Annotated in this window: 17 protein-coding genes; 9 read left to right on the top strand and 8 right to left on the bottom strand. The window is 70.3% G+C overall.

Annotation, left to right across the window (positions count from 1 at the left end):
* Positions 1-2: 2 nt before the first annotated feature.
* On the bottom strand, positions 3-1079 hold the full coding sequence (locus D7Y15_RS07250) for a lysylphosphatidylglycerol synthase domain-containing protein (protein WP_199745894.1): 1077 nt from the start codon (positions 1077-1079) through the stop codon (positions 3-5).
* A 281-nt stretch (positions 1080-1360) separates the two neighbouring features.
* On the opposite strand from D7Y15_RS07250, the gene D7Y15_RS07245 reads away from it, so the two are divergent.
* Both D7Y15_RS07245 and D7Y15_RS07240 read left to right on the top strand, forming a co-directional pair.
* A complete protein-coding gene (locus tag D7Y15_RS07245; protein WP_120578220.1) occupies positions 1361-2347 on the top strand; it encodes a zinc-dependent alcohol dehydrogenase family protein in 987 nt (328 codons plus the stop codon).
* A gap of 33 nt (positions 2348-2380) precedes the next feature.
* Positions 2381-3145 carry a glucose 1-dehydrogenase gene (locus D7Y15_RS07240; RefSeq protein WP_121752096.1) on the top strand — a complete coding sequence of 255 codons (765 nt, stop codon included), beginning with the start codon at positions 2381-2383 and terminating at the stop codon, positions 3143-3145.
* Between the two features lie 34 nt (positions 3146-3179).
* Here D7Y15_RS07240 and D7Y15_RS07235 read toward each other — a convergent pair whose 3' ends face one another.
* On the bottom strand, positions 3180-5729 hold the full coding sequence (locus D7Y15_RS07235) for a hypothetical protein (RefSeq protein ID WP_121752095.1): 2550 nt from the start codon (positions 5727-5729) through the stop codon (positions 3180-3182).
* A gap of 207 nt (positions 5730-5936) precedes the next feature.
* On the opposite strand from D7Y15_RS07235, the gene D7Y15_RS07230 reads away from it, so the two are divergent.
* On the top strand, positions 5937-6668 hold the full coding sequence (locus tag D7Y15_RS07230) for an SDR family NAD(P)-dependent oxidoreductase (protein ID WP_120578223.1): 732 nt from the start codon (positions 5937-5939) through the stop codon (positions 6666-6668).
* 343 nt (positions 6669-7011) lie between these two features.
* On the opposite strand, the gene D7Y15_RS07220 is transcribed toward D7Y15_RS07230, so the two are convergent.
* Entirely contained in the window at positions 7012-8163 is a 1152-nt protein-coding gene (locus D7Y15_RS07220; RefSeq protein WP_121752094.1) for a BMP family protein, read from the bottom strand.
* A 50-nt stretch (positions 8164-8213) separates the two neighbouring features.
* On the opposite strand from D7Y15_RS07220, the gene D7Y15_RS07215 reads away from it, so the two are divergent.
* A complete protein-coding gene (locus tag D7Y15_RS07215) occupies positions 8214-9791 on the top strand; it encodes a hypothetical protein (RefSeq protein ID WP_121752093.1) in 1578 nt (525 codons plus the stop codon).
* A 3-nt stretch (positions 9792-9794) separates the two neighbouring features.
* Here D7Y15_RS07215 and D7Y15_RS07210 read toward each other — a convergent pair whose 3' ends face one another.
* Positions 9795-10766 (bottom strand): hypothetical protein, encoded by a 972-nt coding sequence (locus tag D7Y15_RS07210; protein WP_121752092.1) that lies wholly within the window; start codon positions 10764-10766, stop codon positions 9795-9797.
* 77 nt (positions 10767-10843) lie between these two features.
* On the opposite strand from D7Y15_RS07210, the gene D7Y15_RS07205 reads away from it, so the two are divergent.
* On the top strand, positions 10844-12520 hold the full coding sequence (locus D7Y15_RS07205) for an amidase (RefSeq protein WP_121752091.1): 1677 nt from the start codon (positions 10844-10846) through the stop codon (positions 12518-12520).
* A 66-nt stretch (positions 12521-12586) separates the two neighbouring features.
* Positions 12587-13687 carry a PE-PPE domain-containing protein gene (locus D7Y15_RS07200; RefSeq protein WP_121752090.1) on the top strand — a complete coding sequence of 367 codons (1101 nt, stop codon included), beginning with the start codon at positions 12587-12589 and terminating at the stop codon, positions 13685-13687.
* 36 nt (positions 13688-13723) lie between these two features.
* Here the strand turns inward: D7Y15_RS07200 and D7Y15_RS07195 are convergent, their stop codons facing one another.
* Together D7Y15_RS07195 and D7Y15_RS07190 are read right to left on the bottom strand one after the other, a co-directional pair.
* Positions 13724-14125, bottom strand: a complete 402-nt coding sequence (locus tag D7Y15_RS07195) for a hypothetical protein (protein WP_121752089.1) — start codon at positions 14123-14125, stop codon at positions 13724-13726.
* A 132-nt stretch (positions 14126-14257) separates the two neighbouring features.
* Positions 14258-14797 carry a nuclear transport factor 2 family protein gene (locus D7Y15_RS07190; protein WP_121752088.1) on the bottom strand — a complete coding sequence of 180 codons (540 nt, stop codon included), beginning with the start codon at positions 14795-14797 and terminating at the stop codon, positions 14258-14260.
* 88 nt (positions 14798-14885) lie between these two features.
* On the opposite strand from D7Y15_RS07190, the gene D7Y15_RS07185 reads away from it, so the two are divergent.
* The 3 genes from D7Y15_RS07185 to D7Y15_RS07175 are packed head-to-tail and all read left to right on the top strand — an operon-like array spanning position 14886 to position 17273.
* Complete coding sequence (locus tag D7Y15_RS07185) at positions 14886-15665, top strand: alpha/beta fold hydrolase (RefSeq protein WP_121752087.1); 780 nt, start codon at positions 14886-14888, stop codon at positions 15663-15665.
* Positions 15647-16444 (top strand): ZIP family metal transporter, encoded by a 798-nt coding sequence (locus D7Y15_RS07180; protein ID WP_147452122.1) that lies wholly within the window; start codon positions 15647-15649, stop codon positions 16442-16444. The genes D7Y15_RS07185 and D7Y15_RS07180 overlap by 19 nt, the downstream gene beginning before the upstream one ends.
* Before the next feature lie 28 nt (positions 16445-16472).
* Complete coding sequence (locus D7Y15_RS07175; RefSeq protein ID WP_121752086.1) at positions 16473-17273, top strand: SDR family oxidoreductase; 801 nt, start codon at positions 16473-16475, stop codon at positions 17271-17273.
* 2 nt (positions 17274-17275) lie between these two features.
* Here D7Y15_RS07175 and D7Y15_RS07170 read toward each other — a convergent pair whose 3' ends face one another.
* Both D7Y15_RS07170 and D7Y15_RS07165 read right to left on the bottom strand, forming a co-directional pair.
* A complete protein-coding gene (locus D7Y15_RS07170; RefSeq protein WP_120578234.1) occupies positions 17276-19636 on the bottom strand; it encodes a hypothetical protein in 2361 nt (786 codons plus the stop codon).
* 81 nt (positions 19637-19717) lie between these two features.
* Complete coding sequence (locus D7Y15_RS07165; RefSeq protein WP_120578235.1) at positions 19718-20755, bottom strand: trypsin-like peptidase domain-containing protein; 1038 nt, start codon at positions 20753-20755, stop codon at positions 19718-19720.
* Positions 20756-20769 lie beyond the last annotated feature (14 nt).

The following is a 20769-nucleotide window of genomic DNA, read 5'->3' as shown; positions in this document are numbered from 1 at the left end:
TTTCAGCGGTACACGGGCGCGGACAGCACGGGCGGCACCACCGGCGCGGCGGCCGCCACCTTCGCCTTCGCGCGCCACACCAGCGGCGTGAGCGCTCCCACCAGCACGAACACCGCCTGCACCGTGTGCGCGAGCAGCGCGATGGACATCGCCTTCGCGGCCGTCGTCCCCATCGCTCCCGCCGCCAGCGAGAACATCCCGTCCGTCACGCCCACCTGCCCCGGCACCAGCGAGCCCATCGCCAGCGCCACCAGGTAGAGCCCCTGCGTGAACAGCGCCTGCACCACCGACGCGTCGATGCCCACCGCGTGCGCCAGCACCGCGTACTGCATCACCTGCAACACGCGGCTGCCCAGGAAGGCCAGCATCGGCCGCCACGGACACAGCCCTCCGGCGCATACCGATGCCTGGAACGCCTCCGCGTGCTCGCCCCATTTTCCGCACCGCCTGCGCATCCACGTGCCCAGCCGCTTCGTCCGGAGCCCCGCGCGCACGCCCAGCGACGCGAGCAGCAACACGACGCCGTGCACCAGCATCGCCACCGTGAACGTGCTCCAGCCCGTCATCAGATATGCCGCCAGCGCGCACGGGAAGGAGATGAGCCCTCCGGCTCCCAGCGACGCCGACTGCGACGTGGCCGCCGCCGCCGTCGCGGCCGCGCCTCCCGTGTATGGCGTCAGCAGCGTGGCCTTCGTCGCCTCCGCCGCCGTTCGGCCCGCGGGCGCCATGCTCGACACGGCGGTTCCAATCAGCTGCGCTCGCACCAACACCGACAACGGCACCTGCCGTGCACGCGCGCCGTAGGACAGCCGCGTCGCCGTGGCGTCACACGCCTGGCGTCCCAGTTCGATGAACACCACCCAGGGGAGCAGCGGCAGCGCGTCCAGGAGCGTGGTCTTCAGCTCGCCCGCGCCGGCCTTGTGCACCAGGGTCCCCAACATCCCCAGGCCGCCCATCGCGAACACCGGCTTGAGTACCGTCAGCAGTCTGCGTCTCCAGACGCACGGTGAGGCGGAAAGCCCCTCCCCTGCGGCGGCCCCCGGCCCGGCCAGGGCCCCTTCGCGGTGCTCGTTGCTCACACTCGCCCTCCTCGCCCGTCCCCACCCGCCCCACCGCGGGGTCCATTTCAGAACCTGTGCAGCCCCCAGCGTCGTGGCGAGGCCCGATCGTCACCGACCGTCAGCCTCCTTCCTCTCGCGTCCGGGGGTGGACAGAGCGCCGCGTCCTCGGGACGGGAATGCAGGCGGAGCGGATCCATCCACCAGCGGATGCACACCGCGCGTGGCACCACAGCGCACGCTCGGCAGCAGGGCGGAAGGCGGTTAGGGTGGCGCCGCCTTCACAGCGCGGGAGCAATGCCATGAAAGCAGTGCGCTTCTCGGCCTTCGGGCCGCCTTCCGACGTCGTCCAGGTGGTGGAGGAGTCACCCGCGCCGCTGAAGCCCGGCGAGGCTCGGCTGGCCGTGCTCGCCACGCCCATCAACCCGTCCGACCTGCTCACCCTCTCCGGCGAATACGGCGTGCTGCCCAAGCTGCCCGCCACGCCCGGCAACGAGGGCGTGGGCCGCGTGGTGGAGGTGTCCGGCTCAGACACCGTGGCCGTGGGCGACCTCGTGTTCCTCCCGCTGGGCGCGGGCACCTGGCGCACCCACCTCACCGCGCCCGCCGCGCAGCTGCTGCCCGTGCCGCCGGGACTGGACCTGCTCCAGGCGAGCATGCTGCTCATCAACCCGCCCACCGCCTACCTGATGCTGCGTCAGTTCGTGACGCTACAGCCCGGCGAGTGGGTGGTGCAGAACGCCGCCAACTCCGCGGTGGGCCGCTACCTCATCACCCTGGCGCAGGTGATGGGCCTGAAGACCGTCAACGTCGTGCGCCGACAGGAGCTGGCCGACGAGCTCAAGGCCCAGGGCGCGGACGCGGTGCTGCTGGATACGGACGAACTGCCCCAGCAGGTGCGCGCGGCCACCGGCGGCGCGAAGGTGCGGCTGGGCATCGACGCGGTGGGCGGAGAGTCCGCTCGCCGCGTGGGCGACTGTCTCTCCACCGGCGGCACGCTGGTGAATTACGGCGCCATGAGCGGCAAGGGCCCCATGCTGTCCGCGGCGGCCAGCATCTTCAAGGACGTCACCCTGCGCGGCTTCTGGCTGACGCGCTGGCTGCGCGATGCCCCTCGCGAGGAGCAGAACGCCACGCTCGCGCGGCTGGCGGAGCTGATGGCCGTGGGCACGCTCCAGGCGCCCGTGGACGGCACCTATCCGCTGGAGCGCATCCAGGACGCGGTGAAGCGCGCGCTGGAGCCGGGCCGCAACGGGAAGATTCTCCTCACCCCCAACCCCACGGCGTGAAGCACCCGCCGTTCACATGAAGGAACGACGACCATGAAGCGAGTCGAAGGCAAGGTGGTCCTGGTGACTGGCGGCGCGGGGGGCCTGGGCGCCGCGTCCGCACGGATGCTCGCGCGCGAGGGTGCGAAGGTGGTGGTCACCGACCGGCGCGAGGGCGAGGCCCGCGCGGTGGCGGAGGAGCTGGGCGACGCCGGACTGTTCCTCCCGCTGGACGTCACCCGCGAGGACCAGTGGGTGAGCGCGCTGGCGCGCACGGTGGAGAAGTTCGGGCGGCTGGACGTGCTCGTGAACAACGCGGGCATGGGCATCGTGAAGGACGTGGAGGAGATGTCCCTGGACGAGTGGAGGTTCGTGCACTCGGTCAACCTGGACGGCGTGTTCCTGGGCTGCAAGCACGGCATCCGCGTGATGAAGGAGTGCGGGGCCAAGGGCTCCATCATCAACATCTCCTCCGTCGCGGGGCTCGTGGGCGTGCCGCAGTTCCCCGCGTACTGCTCCAGCAAGGCCGCTGTGCGCATGCTGTCCAAGTCCATTGCGCTGCACTGTGCCTACAAGGGCTACGGCATCCGCTGCAATTCCATCCACCCCGGCTACGTGGAGACCGCCATGGTGGAGGCGCTGGCCCAGGCCGGTGGACAGGCGGAGAAGACGCGCGCGCGCATGCTCAAGGGCATCCCCATGGGCCACTTCGGTGAGCCGGATGACGTGGCCAACGCCGTCGTCTACCTGGCGTCGGACGAGTCCAAGCTGATGACCGGCGCGGAGATGGTCCTCGACGGCGGCGCCACCGCGCAGTAGCGCGGCGGGCCTCCACTCCAGGCGCCCGGGGACATCACTCCCAGGGCGCCCCGAGCAGCTCCCCGAAGCGCATGCCCAGCTCCATGCGGCCCACCATCACCTGTCCCCAGGCGGTGGCCTGCGCGGCCCAGGTGGCGGGCGTGAGCCCCAGGGTCTCGAAGAGCTTCATCACGTCCCCGCCCTGCTGCATCGCCTTGATCATCCGCGCGTAGTCCACAATCGTGGGGAAGGCGGACTCCGGGAAGAGCACCTCGCGGTCCACGTCCTTCAGCGGCACGCGGGGCTGGAGCGTCACCAGCAGGCGCTGCGCATTCACGCGGGAGAGCGTCTCCTGCTGTTCGCGCTCCACCGCCTGCCGGGCCCGGAGCGCTTCGGCCTCACGGCGCTGGGCCTCCAATTGGCGCTCCTGGTCGCGGCGGCGGGACTCGGCCACCTGTCGGTCGATGGCGCGCTGCCGCTCGCGCTCCTCGTCTTCACGCCTGCGCTCGCGGCGCTCGCGCATCATCCGCAGCGCGCTGTGCGTGTCGTCCAGGAAGTCGCGGTGGATGTTGGACTCCTCCGGCGGGGACTGCGTGGCGCGCACGCGCTGTTCGAAGGCGGGGAGCCACGACTCGAAGTGCTCCAGCTCCGCGTCCAGGACATCGAGGACGTGGACGTCGCGGGACTCCAGCCCGTTGCGCAGCGCCATGGCGCCCTTCGACACGGAGAGGGACGCCGTGCGCGGGCGCGTGCCCACCAGCTCCTCCGCCGCGTCCCAGAGGGCGCGCAGCCTCTTGGGCAGTGCTTCCTGCGGGACTCGGTCCAGCAGCTGCTCCGTCTGGCGGTAGAGCCCTTCCGGATCCACGCGCCACCAGGTCTGGAAGCGCACGAGCGCGTCCGGCTCCACGTCGCACTGGTACTCCCACAGGCGGTCTCGCCAGGCCGCGAAGGCGGTGAGCAGGGGAGCGCGCTCGGCGGGATGGGACTGGAAGCGCCTCCACACGGCTTCGACGAACAGCTCGCTTCCGGTGAGGGAGCTCCAGGAGCGCACCACGCGGGTCAGCGGCGCTACCAGGAGGTGCTGGCCCGGCCCTTCCCAGACGGCCATCAGCAGCCGGCCGAAGTGACCGGGGTCGGGGTGCTTCTCCGTGCTCGGGCGCTCCGGAATGAGGCTCAGGTTCCGGGCCCTGGAGGGGAACATGAGCAACGCCTCCAGCAGGGCCTCGCCGCTGTTCGGGTCGCGGGCCCAGTCGTTCAGCCGCCGCTGTTCGTCCACGCCCGAATGGTGGAGGAAGCGCGCGAACGAGGAGTCCTGGAAGCACTCGGTGCGGTCCTTCTTCGCGCCCCGGTCGATGGCGTGCACGGTCTCCTCCAGGAAGGCCCACATCGCCTCGGACTCTTCTTCCTCGGGGGGCTCGGGGTCGTCGCGGGGAGGCGTGGCGGCCCAGCTGAAGAAGTCGAGCGCGGTCTCCGCGGGCAGGTCACTCAGCACCGAGCGCGCCCAGCGGGCCCAGCGCCGCTGGTCTTCCAGCCCCCATTCGCGGAAGGGGCGCCGCTTCGCGAAGGAGAGCAGCTCGTCCGCGAGCGACCCGACCGTGCGCAGCGACACGGTGAGCATCGCTTCCAGGGCGCCCTCGGGTGGAGGGGTGGGAAGTTCGCGGAGGACCTCCTTGGCGAAGGCCGCGTCCCCATCCCGCTGCAGGCGCGTGAGCAGCCGGCGTGAGCCCCACTGACTCAAGGTGCGCCGCGCGAAGGCGGCGAGGTCCGCATCGGAGGAGTCCAGCGCCTGGGCGACCTCCACCTCGTCGTGGAGACACAGCGCGCACTCGAAGCGGACGTCGGGGCCCATGCCATACAGGCCCCGGCGGAGCGCGGTGGAGACATTGTCCGGCGGCGCTTCGTGCGACGCGCGCACCCAGGCGACCGCGGCGCGTGAGGACAGCTCCGGCACGTCGAGCACCCCCAGGGCGAGGGTGCGGATCCGCTCGCGCTCCTCCTGGTTCAAACGGGGGGAGAGGCCGCTGCGCCAGCGCGTCATCGCGAGCATGGCCTCCACCGCCACGCGGCCCTCGCCGTGCAGCAGCTGGTTGCGCACGGAGTAGCGCGCCTCCTGCGACCAGGTGCCCTGATGCACCCAGGCGAGCGACGCCAGCAGGCGCAGGGTCGGATCCGGAGACTTGCTCGCCAGCCACTCCACCGAGTCCGGCATGGGACTGAAGGGCGCGAGCATCTCCTCCAGGGATGCCTCCTCGATGGGCAGAATCACCGCCCACGCATCTTCCAGCTCCCGCACGAAGCCGCGCTGGATGAGGAGGGGCTCGATGCGACGGGCGTCCTCCGCGAGGCGCTGCACCGCGCCCCACTGCCGTGCGTAGCGCGCCTCCAGCACCGCCACCTGGGCGGGCTCCAGCGCGGCGGTGCGGGCCGCCAGGGAGAAGCGGTCCACGCCGGACTTCACCAACGCCCGCGCGGAGCCATAGCGCTCCAGCGGGATGGCACCACAGAGGCAATGCGGGCACGCGGCATCAGCAGGGATGAAGCGGATGCACCCGGGGCAGCGAACCTCCGCGCCCTGGCGCACGCCGCTGTCGAGCAGGGCGGACATGCCGTGTGTCTACCCCGGTCCGGGGGTGTCGCGCACGGCCCAGGCTTCACCCAGGTGCCCTGCCCCGCCAGGCCATGGCGACCGGGCAGTCCTCTCAGCAAGACTCGCCGTCAGGCCTGTGGGACCGGGGGCTCCACCGAGGATGAAGCAGGGGCAACTGCCAGCCGCTCCCAGGCCGTCCGTATGTCATTCCAGGGAGGCACACACATGGGCGCATTGGACGGGAAGATCGCGGTCGTCACGGGCGGGAGCACGGGCATCGGCTTCGCCATCGCGGAGCGCTTCGCCAGCGAGGGCGCGGAGGTGGTCATCGCCGGGCGCCGGCAGCAGCGCCTGGAGGACGCGGCGGCGAAGATTGGCCGGGGCGCCCGGGGCGTCGTCACCGACGTGGGCGACGACGCGCAGGTGAAGCGGCTCATCGACTCCGTGCCTCGCGTGGACCTGCTGGTGACGTGCGCGGGTGGCGCCGTGTTCGGCGCGGTGGACAGCGTGCCCTCGCAGTCGTGGCGGGCCCTCTTCAACGACCGCTTCTTCGGCCAGCTCTCCGCATGCCACTACGCGGTGCCGAAGATGGCCCCGGGCAGCGCCATCATCCTGTGCTCCGGCATCGCGGGTCACACTGCGCTGGTGAACTACTCGGGCGGCGCGGGCCTGTGCGGCGCGGTCAACGCCATGGGCCGCTCGCTGTCCGTGGAGCTGGCGCCCAAGGGCATCCGCGTCAACGTCCTGTCCCCAGGGCTGACGCGCGACACGGATATCGACTGGGGCGTCCCGCCGGAGCAGGTCAGCGCATTCCTGGACGCGCTCGTGAGCAAGGTGCCCCTCAAGAAGCCGGGCACCGTGCACGACATGGCGGACGCGGCGTACTTCCTCGCCACGTGCGCGTACGCCACCGGACAGGTCATCGACATCGACGGTGGCTGGACCGCCGGGGCGTAGCGCTCCGAAGGACGGATGCGACAGTGCCGAAGGAGCGATAAAAATTCGCTCCGATGGGCACGCCAGACGAAGCGCGACGCGCACTGGAGTCCGTCTACGCACGCGTGGAGACGCGTGCGGCGGACATCTCCGGCTCCCATGACGGGTGGCCCTGCCGCCGCGGGTGTGACCACTGCTGCCGCCATCTGGCCGCGCCGCTCCCCATCACGCAGCAGAAGTGGAGCGACCTGGAGGAATGGCTCCGGCAGCTCCCCGCCGAGACGTTGGAGGAGATCCGCACCCGCGTCGACGCCATGGCCCGTCAGGAGGCCCGTTTCCCAATCGTGCGAGCGGGAGCCCCTTTTCAGGGATTGGCGCCAGCCGTCCCGGCAGGGAGCGGCTGCGTGGGCACCTTCAGCTCCCCGGAGATGATGCGAGCCTTGAGCGCCTCCACCGTGCGCAGCGCCTCGTCCTTGCCCGGGAAGTCCAGCCGCACGGGAGCCAGCCCCATGCCGCCCTCCTTCAACCCGAGCGAGACATTCCCGCCCTGGAAGCGTCCCTGGCGCTGTTCGCGGATGGCCTCGTACACCACCAGGTCCACGTGCTTCACGACGGCGGACAGCACCGCCTCCGGCGCCAGGTGGGACGGGTCGGAGTCCACGCCAATCACAGACACGGTCTTGCCCGCCTCGCGCGCCTCCTTCACGGCCTGGATGGCACCCAGGCCGTCCACGCCGGCCGCCGCGAAGAGGACGTCCGTGTTCTTGAGCAGCAGGTCCTGCCCCACCTGCTTGCCCAGGGCGAAGTCCGTGAAGCTGCCGGTGTAGTTCACCAGCACCGTGGCGTTCGGATTCGTCGCGGCCACGCCAGCCCGGAAGCCGGCTTCGTAGCGCTGCACCAGGGGAATCTTCATCCCGCCCACCATGCCCACCCGGCCCGTCTTCGTGACGAGCCCGGCCAGCGCTCCCGCGAGGAAGCAACCCTCCTCCTCGCGGAACACCACCGTGCGCACGTTGGGCAGCGTGATGACCCGGCCCTGCGCGTCCAGCAGCGGGCTGTCCACCAGCAGGAAGGGCAGTGAGGGATTGCGCCGGGCCACCGTCTCCACGGCGTTCTCCAGCATGAAGCCCACGCCCATCGCCAGCGACACGCGCTGCTCCGCGAGCAGTTGGAGGTTCGGCTCGTAGTCCTCCGCCACGCGGCTCTGGAGGACCACCGGCGTGATGCCCAGCGGAATCATCTCCCACCCGCGCGCGGCGACGTCCGGCGCCAACGAGTCCTTCCGCTCGGACGCGGTGGTGTCCTGATATCCAGCCTTCTCGTATTTCACTCCCCCGGCCCACAGCTCCAGTCCCCGCAGGGCGGAGTCGTTGAAGGCGTGGTCGCCCCGGCCCCCCAGCCCCAGCACCAGGCCGATGGCGGGCTTGGAAGGCGCGGCGGGCGCCTCCTTCTTGCAGCCAGTAGCGACCGCCAGCAGACACACGACGAGGGGGAGGATTCGGCGGCGCGGGCTCATGACGCCGCGTAATATATCATGCGGCTTCTGGCGCTCCCCCAGGGTGGACGATGCTCTACTACTTCAAGTGTCAGAAGTGCCTGAACACCAGCGGCATCTTCCTGGAGAGTGAGTTGCCGGGCGACATGCCGACGTGCAACCACTGCACGAAGGAAGGCGGCAGCAGCAAGGTCGACAAGCTGTCGACGATGGCCTTCTTCTTCGGCTGCTCTGACTGCAAGGGCCAATGGATGTACTCCGCGCCCAGCACCTACTCGGATGAGAAGGCGAACCGTCCGGACTGTCCAACGTGCGGACACAACCACTCCATCTTCTTCGTCCCGCTGACGACGGACGCCAACAAGGCCCAGAAGCGCAAGAAGGCCGGATTGCTCAACCCGGCGCGGCACGACGTCAGCGGCTCGCTCGACATCGCTCCGGACGCGGCGGTGCTGAACCTCAAGCGGCGGCGGCTGGACGACGGCTTCCAGGACGAGGTCCCCACCTTCAGCGTGAAGCCCGTGGAGGACGATGACGCCAAGGCGCGCATCGACACCGAGCGGGCCTACCAGAAGGTGAAGAGGCGGCGGCAGGACTACGACACGAAGTTCGGGGCACTGTCGAATGCACAGAACCCGAAGACGACGACCACGCACCCGGGCCGGGTGGTGTCACTCAACCAATACAAGACCCTGCTGACCCACCGGGAGACGGTCAACAGCACCAGCTATCCCCGGCTGAGCCAGTCCGCCCCCACGGTGGTGAACGCCGCGAAGATCGTCGGCCGCGACGCCGTCTGGGATTACCGCGAACTGGGCCCCAACTCCTTCATGCGGCGGCTGTGCACGCTGCTCTACACCATCGACTTCGGCGGAGACTCGATGAACCCCGTCGAGCTCCAGGCCATGTGGGCGCACGGCTCGCTCTTCATCTCCTCCAACAACTACTCCTATGGGCTGGAGCTGGAGAACTCGCTGGGCACGCACGGGACGCTCAAGGCGCTGATTGGGCAGATCAAGATTGGCAAGACGGGCGCGGGGTCCATCAACTCCTCCAAGCGCAACCTGAAGAAGTCCCACACGGATCGACTGCCAGATTACAAGGCGGCCTTCGTCTCGAACACCGAGGCGGCCTATTCGGAGTACTTCCAATATCAATGGAAGTACATCTTCAAGCAGCTCCGGGCGTCGTTGAGCTGCGCGAACCACGAGCTCCTCACCATCACGAAGAACGGCGACGACTACACGGCCTGGACGGCGCCCGCGGTGGCTCCGGGCCGCGTCTACCTGGTCGTGCCGGAGCAGGGCCGCGGGACCTTCACGAAGAAGGACATCCACGCGGAGCAGATGTTCTATCCCATCCTCATGAACCTGGACGCGGCGGGACTGTTGAGCGAGTCATCCCCGGCGTTCATCGGTGGCGTGAAGACGCCCTGCCGGACCTGCTACGAGGTGCTCCAGGCGGCCTCCGGCGCGCTGGGCACCAAGCTCGTGCTGCCGACGGATGCCTCCGGACACTACTGGGAGGCGTCCGGCATGCACGTCCCGAGCACCGTCTTCCCGCCAGCCCATCAGACGATGGTGTTTGGCAAGCCGGGGTCGGACAAGATCTTCGACACGGAAGTGCCTCCGTCTCCCACGGGCCACTGACGCTCAGGCGTCATCGCCATACATGCCAATGGGGATCTTCGCCTTCACGGCCTCGATGACGGCCGCGGGGCACTTCGCCTCGGCCGCCGTCATGAGCGCCTTGGGCGATGCGTGGAGGGTGACGGCGCCCAGGGAGTACTCGACGAGCGGCACCGCCATCTTGCAGGTGGTCTTCAGGTAGAAGCGCAGGTCCAGAGCTCCCCGGATGGCCTCCACGGCGTCCTGGAGGGCAACCTCCGCCGTGCGCGCGTTGTCCGCCTGCTGATACGCAGTGATCTGCTGCTGGCTCAGCAGCTCCGCGTAGACGCCCAGGACGTGCTCGGGGAGGTAGTGCACCTGGGCCTCGCCGTAGGGGATGGAGGCCGCGTTCAGGTAGGGGGCCTTGATGACGCCGCTCGGGAACGAAGTGCCGTCCTCCAGGACGATGTTCCGCTCCACGCCGCGCTGCTTTCCGGTGGAGCTGACGTCGGGCCGGGTGCCATTCACCCGCTCCCGCATCTCCACGAGCTTCGCGCTGACCAGATCCCAGGTCCCCAGGGTCTTCCCATTGGCCTGCGGCGCCGCGGTGCGGGGGAACTGGCCGGGATACCGGCTTTCGAGGACGTTCTTGGTGGGCAGCCCCAGGTCCCCCTTTCCCCAGCCAGCGAGCTCCGCCTGGTTGCTGATGACCACCCCCGGGCACTTGAAGGAGTCGTATTCCTGGATGGGCAGCCCCTGCAGCACGGTGAACGCCGCGTGCCAGTAGTTCTTGTCCAGCGAGGGCTCCACCGCGTCGATGCCCAGGTGGTAGTATTTGTACCTCGGGTGGATGTTGTATTTGATTTCATCCTCCACCCGCCGCGTCTTTCGGATGCAGAGCACCCGGGCGAACTCGGTGCGGATCCGCTCGGAGAGGGTGGCGACGCTCGCCTGACTCTCCGTCTTGGACAAGTGGTTGAAGCGCTTCAGGCGGGTGCCTCTGGCAATCTTGGGCATGACTCGAATCTATGAGCTGTTTCAGGCGCGGGGAACGACCTGATGCGTGGACGTGCATGGGTGTAGGCTCGGGGGTCATGACCTACCGACGCGCTCCGGTGAAGGCTCCGCGACTCTCTGGCATGGCCCTCAAGGCCATGGTCAACACGCTGGAGCGGGGCGGCGTGGGCCCGGCGCTGGTGGAGAAGTTGATGCGGGACAGCGGCATCGAGCAGTGGCGCGAGCTGTCCGCCGGCGATGCTCCGCCCATCCAGTACCCGCTGCCCCCGGGTGCGCCGCCCTCCGAATCACAGACACCGGTGGAGCAAGCCGCGCGCGCCGCCGCCGCGTCGCCCGTGACGCCGATGCAGGAGACGGTCGCGGCGTTCGCTCGCGCCTACCGGGACGGGAGCACGGATCCGGTGGCGGTGACGCGCAAGGTCCACGAGGCGATTGAACGGCTGGACGGCGGCGCGGACCGCCTGGGGCTCTTCATCTCTCGCAAGCCGGAGGAGGTGCTGCGGGCCGCGGAGGCGTCCGCGGAGCGGCTGCGCGCCGGAACGCCCTTGAGCGTGCTCGACGGTGTGCCCGTCGTCATCAAGGACGAGCTGGACCTGGCGGGCTTCCCCACGACGCTGGGCACCACGTTCCGCACCGAGCCGGCCCAAGCCGATTCCACCGTGGCCGCCCGGTTGAAGGCCGCGGGCGCGGTCATCCTGGGCAAGGCCAACATGCAGGAGATTGGCATCAACCCCATCGGGTTGAACCCGCACCACGGCGCCGCGCGCAACCCGTGGAGTCGGGGCCATATCACCGGAGGCAGCTCCAGCGGCTCTGGGGCCGTGGTGGCGGCGGGCCTGTGCCCGGTGAGCATTGGCGCGGACGGCGGAGGCTCCATCCGCATCCCCGCCGCGCTGTGCGGCATCGTCGGGCTCAAGGCCACCTGGGGCCGCATCCCGGAGACGGGCGTGCCACCGCTGTGCTGGAACGTGGCGCACGTGGGCCCCCTGGGCCTCACCGTCGACGACGTCGCGGCGGCGTATGCGATTGTGGCTGGACCGGACGGACACGACGTCGTCGCCCGGCAGCAGCCTCCGCATCACCTGTCTGGCTATGAAGACGGGGCGTTGAAGGGCGTCCGGCTGGGAATCTGCACGCCTTATCTTGAAGACGCGGACGCGGACGTGGTGGCTCGCTGCCGCGAGGCCGTGCGCGCCCTCACCGACGCGGGCGCCACGGTGGTGGAGCTTCCCGCGCCGGACCTGAACACGATTCTCTGGACGCACAGCTGCATCATCCTGAGTGAGATGGCGGAGGCGATGCTGCCGCAGGTGAAGGCTCGCGCGTCGGTGTTCGGGCTCGACTCGCGCACCAACCTGGCGCTGGGGCGTCACTTCCGGGCCACGGACCTCATCCACGCGCTGCGGCACCGGCACCGGCTGACCCGCGAGCTGCTGGCGCTCATGGCGGACGTGGACGTCATCGTCACGCCGACGACGGCGAGCACCGCGCCCGCCATCCCCGAGGCGACGCTCCCTGCCGGAGAGTCGAACCTGCCGGTGGTGGACGCGCTGATGCGCTTCATCCGCCTGGCGAACCTCACCGGCTGCCCTGCCCTCTCCGTGCCCGCGGGCTTCGACCGCGCGGGCCTGCCCGTGGGCGTGCACCTCATGGGGCGCCCGTACGAAGAGCACCTGCTGCTGCGCCTGGGCCGCGTGGTGGAGCGCGCGACGGAGCGCCGCACGCCGGGCATCCACGTCAGCGTTCTGCCCTGACCGGGACAACTCTTCTTCTCATCTCCCGATAACCTCCTCGAACCGCGAGCACGGAAGGCCCGGGACATGTCCATCGACGGAGTGGGAAGAGGCGGAGTCCGGCAGGTGACGCCGCGCGCCGTGGAGGGACAGACCGGCCCCGTGGCGAAGAACGCGCTCGCCCGCCCGCTGGCGGCCAAGGACGTCTTCGAGGCGAAGAGCGCCCAGTCCTCCAGCTCCGGCAACGCGAACCTGCCGCCCATCCAGTCCAACACGGGCACGGTGCAGGCCGGCACGGTGCAGCTGGATGACGCGACGAAGGTGGCTCGCGGCGCGCTGAAGATCGACTCGAACGCGGATCCGAAGACCTACGACGGCATGTACCTGGGCTCGGACGGCTACGCCTATCCGCCGGACAAGTTCTCCGTGTCGGAGGTGCCGCCGTTCAAGCCGGAGAAGCCCATCGCCTCCCCGACGCCGACGACGTACCACGTCAACGGCATCCTCACGCAGCCGCAGGGAGATGGGAACGCCACGGGCGAGGCCCAGAAGCTGGCGAACGAGACGGGCACCAACGTGGTGCCCATCTACAACGCCACGGAGGGGCTGCCCGCGGACGTGACGCAGACGGGCCTGGACCGGTTGGGCCTTGGCGACAACAAGGCGGCCCAGACGCTGGCGGACGCCATCTACAGGGACCTGCAGGCCGGCAAGAAGGTCAACGTCACCGGCTACAGCCAGGGTGGCGCCATCGTGTCGAGCGCGCTGCGCGACGTGGACAACCGCATCAAGGACGACATGGGCGGCTTCTGGGGGAACCTGCCCGTCTTCGGCGACGGCAACCGCGACAAGCGCGAGGCGCTGCTCGGGAACATCAACGTCTCGACCTTCGCGGGCGCGGGCAAGACGTTCCCGGACGGGCCCAAATACACCTTCTACGTGAACAAGCAGGACCCCGTGCCCACGTGGCTGGGCACGCACGCGTTCAACCCGGTGACGGACATCGTCAGCGGCATCGCGTCCGGCCTCTTCCCCGGCATCGGCATCCTCAACGGCGGCCCGTCCACCCAATATCCGGAAGGAGCGACCATCCACACCTTCGACTCCGCCGGGAACGGCGAAGTCTTCGCCCTGGATGGCAAGCACGGCATCGACACGTACCTGAACAACATCCAGGACGCGGTCTGAAGCCACTGGGGCGCGGTGTTCCTGCTCGCCCCGGGATCACGGTGAGGCGGGCGCCTGCTCCTCGTTCCGCAGCCGGTTGGGACGGCGCTCGGGGACGGGGGCGATTCCGCCCACCCACTCCCAGTCCATGCCGTTCCACGCCTGTTCGCACCAGCGCAGGTCCGTGGCCAGCTCGCGCGCCTTGGTCCCGTGGGGGATGAGCGCCCAGCCCAGCCGGGACTGCTTGCACTCGCCGCTCTTGAACTTCAGCAGCCGGCGCTGACCCTGGGCCTCGGCGCGCTCCGCTTCCCAGAGCGCCTGGTTCCGCAGGCCGTCTCCCTGCGCGTCCACGCCGTTCCACTCACACCACGCCTGAACGTCCTTCAGTCGGACCAGCTTCGATCCCCGGGAGAGTTCCGTCACGGCCGCGACGAGAAGGTCGGGGGTGATGACACGCATGCGTTGGGGCCTCCGGTACAGCGCGGCGAAGGACTCCAACGTACAGCGTAGGAAATGGCGGAGGGCCTCAGCTCCGCCATGCGTTTGTCATGGTTCTGTCATGAAGCCCGGCATGACGCAGGCGGGCATGCGTCAGGGCTTCGGCGCGGGCTTGCTTGCAGGGGCGGGCGGTGTGGCTGCCTTGGCCTTCGAGTACGTGGCGATGCGGTTCGTCACCTCGCCCATCAAGTCATTGGGGATGGGAACGGAGAGGTTGTACTGGGCGATCTTCCAGCCGGCCGCGTCCTTCACCAGCACGCCGCTGCCGCGCGCGGGGCCCAGATTGGGCGTGTCCAGCGCCTCGTCGAACCAGGCGACCTGGCCGTCCTTGGAGAAGAACACGTTGCGGGACACCGACTTGAACGACCACGCCTTGCCCTTGGAGAAGTAGGGCTTCGACCACGCGCGGAACTGGTCCACCGTCCAGCGCTCCTCGCCGTCCGTGCCCATGAAGACCGCGTCCGGCGTGAAGAAGGAGAAGTAGCGCGGCTCGTTGGCCACCGCCGCCGCGCGGTGCCAGTCGTCCAACACCGTGGCCACCGCGACCTTGGGGTCGGCCGGAGCCTGGGCCGCGGCGGGAGCAGCGACGGGGTTGGCGCCGAGCGCCAGCAACAACCAGGAGACGGATGCCATCGGGTTCACCTCGACGAAAGGGGGGTTCGCGGTATGAAGCGGCAGGCGTGCCTCCAGGTCAAGGCATGCGACACAAGGCGGTGGTGGCGTGGTGCTCGAAAGTTTTCAGGTGGGCACGGGGGATGTGCTCACGGTGATGTTGCACGGATTCCTCGGGACGGGCCGCAACCTGCGCTCGCTGGCCGTCGCGTGGACAAAAGCCGATCCGCGCCGCCGCATCCTCCTGCCCGACCTCACCGGCCACGGCACGTCCCCGGCCCTGCATCCGGACGCGGACCTGAGCACGCTCGCGCGTGACGTGGTGGACACGCTCGACGCGCAGGGCTTCACCGGCGCCGTGGACTGGGTGGGCCACTCGCTGGGCGGCCGCGTGTCCCTGGCCGCCAGCCTGGAGGCCTCCGAGCGCGTGCGCAGCGTGGCGCTGCTCGACATCGCGCCCGGGCCCGTGCCGGTGAACCTGTCGGACAGCGGCGCGGTGCTGGACATCCTGCTGAAGGCCCCGCCGCGCGCGGACAGCCGCAAGGACCTGCGCGCGAACCTCACCGGCAACGGCCTGTCGGAGCCGCTGACGGACTGGATCCTCATGAACCTCACGCCCGACGGTGACGGCGTGCGCTGGCGCTTCGACCGCGACGCGCTCCTCCGGCTCCACCGCCGCGTCACCGGCGAGGACCTCTGGCCCGCGGTGGAGCGCCCCGTGCACCCGCCCCTGCGCTGCATCCGCGGCGGTCGCAGCCGGTACGTGTCCGATGAGAGCGCCCAGCGCCTGGAGGACGGCGGCTGCCCCGTGGCCTTCCTCCCGGACGCCGGCCACTTCGTGCACGTGGACAGTCCCCAGGACGTGCTCACGTGGCTGATGGCCCCCTGATGGATACACAGACCGTCCTGCTCGTCTTTGTCGCGGTGGGGCTGGACGGCCTGGCCGGGCTCGCGGGCGGTGTGTTGTCCGAACGTTGGCTGCAACGGCGGCTGCCCGCGCTGGTGGCCTTCGCCGCCGGAACGCTTTTGAGCGCGGTGTTCCTGGAGGTGCTGCCGAAGGCGGTGGAGGCCAAGGGCGATGCCGCCTTCGCGTGGGCCTTCGCCAGCTTCGTCGTGCTGACGTTCATGGAGTGGGCCCTGGGCCATCACCATCACGACGCGGAGGCCGCCGCCGGACACGCGCACGGCCATCATCATGCGCACCCGGTCTCGCCCACGCTGCCCACCGCGCTGCTCGCATCGGATGCGTTGCACAACGTGGGTGACGGTGCGGCGGTCGCGGCGGCCTTCCTCGTGTCTCCTCAAGCAGGCTTCGCCACCGCGTTCGCGGTCATCGTCCATGAGCTGCCGCAGGAGGTGGGTGACTACGCGCTCCTGCGCGCCGCGGGCTGGACTCGCGCGCGGTCGCTGGTCGCGTTGGGCGCGGTGCAGCTCACCGCCGCGGTGGGCGCCGCCGGCGTGTTGCTGGGCACGCGGTATCTGCCTTCGCTCCAGGGCACGGTGCTGGCCATCGCCGGAGGCTCGTTCCTCTACATCGGCGCGGTGGACCTGTTGCCGGAGCTGCGCCGGGGCCCGGACTCACGCCAGCGCGTGGTGGGCTTCCTGTGTGGCCTGCTGCTCATTGGCGGACTGCACTTCGCGGAGCGGTTCGCGGGAGGCCATGGCTGAAGGGCCGCGCCCCTGAGAGGATGGGGCCATGCAAGGAAAGACCGTGATTGTCACCGGTGCCTCCGCGGGCATCGGCGAGGCGCTGGCGGTGGCCCTGGCCGGCCGGGGCGCGAACGTGGCGCTGGCGGCGCGGGATGCCCAGGCGCTGGAGCGCGTGAAGGCGAAGTGCGAGGCCGCGGGCGGCAAGGCGCTGGCGGTGCCCACCGACGTGGGCGACCCGGAGGCGTGCCGCGGCCTGGTGGAGCGCACCGTGGAGGCGTTCGGTGGCGTGGACGTGCTCGTCAACAACGCGGGCATCACCATGCACTCGCGCTTCGAGGACGTGAAGGACCTGGGCCTCTATGAGCGCCTCATGCGCATCAACTACCTGGGCGCGGTGCACTGCACCTTCCACGCGCTGCCGTACATCAAGGCGCGCAAGGGATTGCTCGTCGCCGTGTCGTCGCTGACGGGCAAGACGGGCGTGCCCATGCGCACCGGCTACGCCGGCAGCAAGCACGCGATGCAGGGCTTCTTCGATTCGCTGCGCATCGAACTGTTGGGTACCGGCACGGACGTGCTCGTGGTGTCGCCGGGCTTCGTGGCCACGGACATCCGCGCGCACGCGCTGGGTCCGGAGGGCCAGCCCCTGGGACAGAGCCCTCGCGACGAAGCGGGCCCCACCATGGACGTGGACACCTGCGTGGCCCTCATCCTGCGCGCCATGGAGCGCCGCGAGCGCGAGCTGGTGATGACGCTCACCGGCCGCGTGGGACTGGTGCTCAAGCTGGTGGCGCCCGCGCTGGTGGATAAGCTGGCCGCGCGAGCCATCCGCGGCAAGAAGGCCTGAGGCTACTTCTCCAGCCGCGACACCATGCCCCACAGGCCGTCGAAGGTGGCGTTGCCCACCTGATGCAGGCCGAAGCCCCAGAGGAAGGCGGTCATCCACCCACCGGAGCCGCCCCACGTGGGCGCGAAGACGTCCAACACCTGGAGCCCCAGCAGCACCGCGATGATGGACATCATCCCCAGCACCGCGAGCTCCACCTTCCACAAGTCCCTCGAGCGCGGCAGGGGAATCCAATCCAGGTTCACCAGCGCGTCGGTGCTCGCCTTCGTGGATGACGGCGGCAGCGGGGAGAGGTTCCCGGTGGCGGGACCGCCGGGCAGCGGTGATGGCGACGGCTGCGGCGATTCCATGGCCGGCTGCGAGAAGGGGTCCAGCGTCACTGCGGAGGGGACGGACTCCAGGGCCAACCGGCCGCCCGTGGACACCGGGGGCGGCGGGAGCGTGACGTGGCGCGCGAAGTCCTCGCGGGCGGCGCGGTACTCCGCCGCGGCCAGGTTTGCTTCGCCCTTGTCCAACTGCTCTCGCGCCGCCGCCAGCCGCGCGTCCACCGCGGTTCGCCAGTCCGCCAGCGTGTTCAGGCCCCCTCCGGATTGCGCCTGGAGCTGCGTCAACGCCTCCTCCAGGTTGTCCACCAGCTCGCGCAGGTACAGCGCGTGCGCGGACTGGTAGTAGAGGTATGCCTCGTCCACGCTCGCGGACATGCGGGCCCGCGACCGGGCCAGCTGTTCGCCCACGCGCAGGCGCAGCGCCGCCCACTCCTCCTGCGTGAAACCGCCGGGCAGCTCCTTCGCGGTGAAGGCATCCTCCAGGTCCGTCAGGAGGATTTCGAGGAACGCCTCGCGCGCGGTCTCCACCAGCCGGCGCGACGCCTCCAGGTCGGGCCCCGGCAGCTGCTGACGCGCGCGCAGCACATACAGGGGCAGCTCGCCCTGGAGCCGGCGGCTCACGGGGTCATCCCCGCGCTGGGAGGACAGCGTCCGCGACTGCTGCTCCAGCTCCGTCAGCCGCGCCTCCAGCACCGCGCGGGCCACCGCCTCCAGGTCGAGCGTGCGCAGCAGTTGCACCTGTTCGGTGAAGTCCGCGGACGTGGCTTCATCATTCTGGAGCAGCGTCTCCACCGCCTTGAGCTTGCGCTCGGCGTCCAGCAGCGCCACGCCCTTGAGCCCCTCCAGCTGCCGCAGGAGCACGGACCAGAGGGAGAAGAGCTGGAGGCGCGCCTCGAAGAGGGCGAGCACGGAGTCCTGCACGACGAGCCCGCTCAGCGGCCGCTGGATGTCCGCGAGGAGCGCGTCCACCTGGCGGCGCAGCGACGCGGCCACGGTGGCCTCGCGCTCCAGCGGACGGGCGGGCACCAGCGAGAGCAGCTTCTGTCTCGCGAACTCCGCGCGGCTGCGCAGGTTCACGCGAGGGCGCACGCGCTGCACGTAGAAGCGCACCGCCGCGGACGTCACCACGCCCAGGAAGATGAGGAACGCGCCGAACAGCGCGGGCGTCTTCACCCAGACGGTGAAGGCCTGCTCCACCGCCGCGCCCTCCGGCACCAGCAGCCGCACCGTGCCGGTGTACTCGCCGGACTCCGGCAGGTCGTCCACGTCCAGGCTCAGCAGGCCGGTGCCGTAGGCGGGCACCTGGAGGATGCCTTCCTTCCCCGTGCCTTGCGGCTGGCCATCCGGTCCTCGGAAGAACCACTTCGCATCCTGCGCCTGCACGGGCGCGGCACCGTCACCCGAGCCGCCCGCCCTGCGGTCCAGTTGCACCACCGCCGCGGGCCCCACCGCGCCGCCCACGCCCGCCGTCTCCCGGAAGGTCAGCCGCACCGTGGCCTTGCCGGAGAACGGCCCCAGCGTCCAACCGCGCGCGGGGGCCACCGGATAGAACTGCACCGTGGGCGCCATCGCCACTCGCTGCACGACGAGCGGGGTGACTTCCCGCACGCCATCACCCAGGAGCACCACGCGGCCGTGGTAGTCGCCCGCCGCGGGCAGGTCCGCGGACAGCGTCACCGTCACCGGCTGCCGCACGGAGATGGGCACCTCCGCCGCGCCTTCCGTCGTGCCCACGCGCACCGTCACCGGCACCTGCGTGCCGTCCGCCGCGAGCAGCGGATCCACCAGCACCGTCACCCGCGTGACCTCCGCGCTCGCGTCGCGCGGTGACTCCGGAGACACGTCCGTGGGCGTGGGCAGCAGGTCCACGCGCAGCACCGTCTCCAGGTGGGCAGTGGACGTGCGCAGGCGCACCTGATTGTTGGAGGACAGGCCGGCGAGGCCGAAGCGCGGCGCCGCGCCCGCGAGCATGGGCCACAGGCAGAGCACGGCGCACGCCAGTGTCACGCCCGTGGGGAGCAGGACCTTCACGGCCATGGTGCTTCGAGCGGGAAGGCTCATGCGCGCGGACGATAGCAGTCCCCTCCTCCGCGCTCGCATGCGCGTCCACGCGTTATTTCACTCCCAGCCCAGGCGGCGCAGCACGCTCCCGGACAGGCTCCCGCGGATGGCGTCCAGGGGGATGCCCTCGTCGTCCTCGGCGGATTCGTGGCCGGGGCGCGGGTCTCCGCTGTGGTGCAGCGCGACCAGCTCCAGGTCCGGCGTGAAGCACGGCGACCCGGACGAACCCGGGTGCGTGTTGGTGCAGTACGTGACTCGCGTCTGGGAGCGGTTGACCGTCTGGAACGTGTCCAGCGCCACCTGCATGGGCCGGCCCTTCGGGTGCTGCACCACGAGCGCCAGCGCGCCGGGCTCGAACGCCGTGGGCGACGACGGGGCCAGCGGGACGAAGCCGCGCGGCCCGTCCCCCACCCGGTCCTCGCCCGGGGCGTCCTGGATCTGCAGGAAGGCGTAGTCCAGCTCGTCGCGCGTGGCCTCGCGCGGACGCGGGTGCATCAGGTCCGCCGGGCTGTGCGGACTCTGCGCCAGGCACGCCGTCACCGCGTACACCCGGCCGGGATGCACCGCGATGCGGTCCGGCAGCACCTTCAGGTCGAAGCGCACGCGCAGCGCCTCCAGCAGCCGGTGCTCGATGACGTGCGAGTTCGTCAGCACGATATCCGGCGCCACCAGGAAGCCCGTGCCCAACGCGCGGCCGCCCTCCAGCTCCACGCGGCACACGCGCCGAGACAGCGTGGTCAACCGGTCGCGCCAGGCCTGCGGCGTCAGCGCCAGCCTGGACTGCTGGACGATGCGCGCCAGGGCACTGCCGGACACGCTGCGCTGCACGGAGGACAGGTAGCCCTGCAGGAAACGGCGGATGCGCGGATGGCCTGGCGCCGCCGCTTGCGCGCCGCGCACCAGCACGTCCGTCCACCCCTCCGCCTCCGCCGTGCGCACGAGCGCCCGGGCCCGCGCCGCCCCCTCCCGTTCGACGGGGGGCACCAGGCTGCGGCCGCATTTCACCTCGACCATCCGGAGGAGCTCCTCCACCGAGGTGAACGCGCCCAGGAGAGCGTGGGTCAGTTCCTCCTGTTCGGAGCCTTCAAGCTCCATCCGTCTCCTCGCTG

Source organism: Corallococcus sp. AB030 (assembly GCF_003668965.1).
Lineage (GTDB): Bacteria > Myxococcota > Myxococcia > Myxococcales > Myxococcaceae > Corallococcus > Corallococcus exiguus.
This window is presented reverse-complemented; position numbering and strand designations above follow the sequence as displayed.

What these genes read in the sequence shown, in the direction of transcription:
- D7Y15_RS07240 (WP_121752096.1), top strand. Translation starts at nt 2,381, where the DNA reads ATGAAGCGAGTCGAAGGCAAGGTGGTCCTGGTGACTGGCGGCGCGGGG.
- D7Y15_RS07200 (WP_121752090.1), top strand. Translation starts at nt 12,587, where the DNA reads ATGTCCATCGACGGAGTGGGAAGAGGCGGAGTCCGGCAGGTGACGCCG.
- D7Y15_RS07215 (WP_121752093.1), top strand. Translation starts at nt 8,214, where the DNA reads ATGCTCTACTACTTCAAGTGTCAGAAGTGCCTGAACACCAGCGGCATC.
- D7Y15_RS07230 (WP_120578223.1), top strand. Translation starts at nt 5,937, where the DNA reads ATGGGCGCATTGGACGGGAAGATCGCGGTCGTCACGGGCGGGAGCACG.
- D7Y15_RS07195 (WP_121752089.1), bottom strand. Translation starts at nt 14,125, where the DNA reads ATGCGTGTCATCACCCCCGACCTTCTCGTCGCGGCCGTGACGGAACTC.
- D7Y15_RS07235 (WP_121752095.1), bottom strand. Translation starts at nt 5,729, where the DNA reads ATGTCCGCCCTGCTCGACAGCGGCGTGCGCCAGGGCGCGGAGGTTCGC.
- D7Y15_RS07245 (WP_120578220.1), top strand. Translation starts at nt 1,361, where the DNA reads ATGAAAGCAGTGCGCTTCTCGGCCTTCGGGCCGCCTTCCGACGTCGTC.
- D7Y15_RS07175 (WP_121752086.1), top strand. Translation starts at nt 16,473, where the DNA reads ATGCAAGGAAAGACCGTGATTGTCACCGGTGCCTCCGCGGGCATCGGC.
- D7Y15_RS07205 (WP_121752091.1), top strand. Translation starts at nt 10,844, where the DNA reads ATGACCTACCGACGCGCTCCGGTGAAGGCTCCGCGACTCTCTGGCATG.
- D7Y15_RS07210 (WP_121752092.1), bottom strand. Translation starts at nt 10,766, where the DNA reads ATGCCCAAGATTGCCAGAGGCACCCGCCTGAAGCGCTTCAACCACTTG.
- D7Y15_RS07220 (WP_121752094.1), bottom strand. Translation starts at nt 8,163, where the DNA reads ATGAGCCCGCGCCGCCGAATCCTCCCCCTCGTCGTGTGTCTGCTGGCG.
- D7Y15_RS07170 (WP_120578234.1), bottom strand. Translation starts at nt 19,636, where the DNA reads ATGGCCGTGAAGGTCCTGCTCCCCACGGGCGTGACACTGGCGTGCGCC.
- D7Y15_RS07165 (WP_120578235.1), bottom strand. Translation starts at nt 20,755, where the DNA reads ATGGAGCTTGAAGGCTCCGAACAGGAGGAACTGACCCACGCTCTCCTG.
- D7Y15_RS07190 (WP_121752088.1), bottom strand. Translation starts at nt 14,797, where the DNA reads ATGGCATCCGTCTCCTGGTTGTTGCTGGCGCTCGGCGCCAACCCCGTC.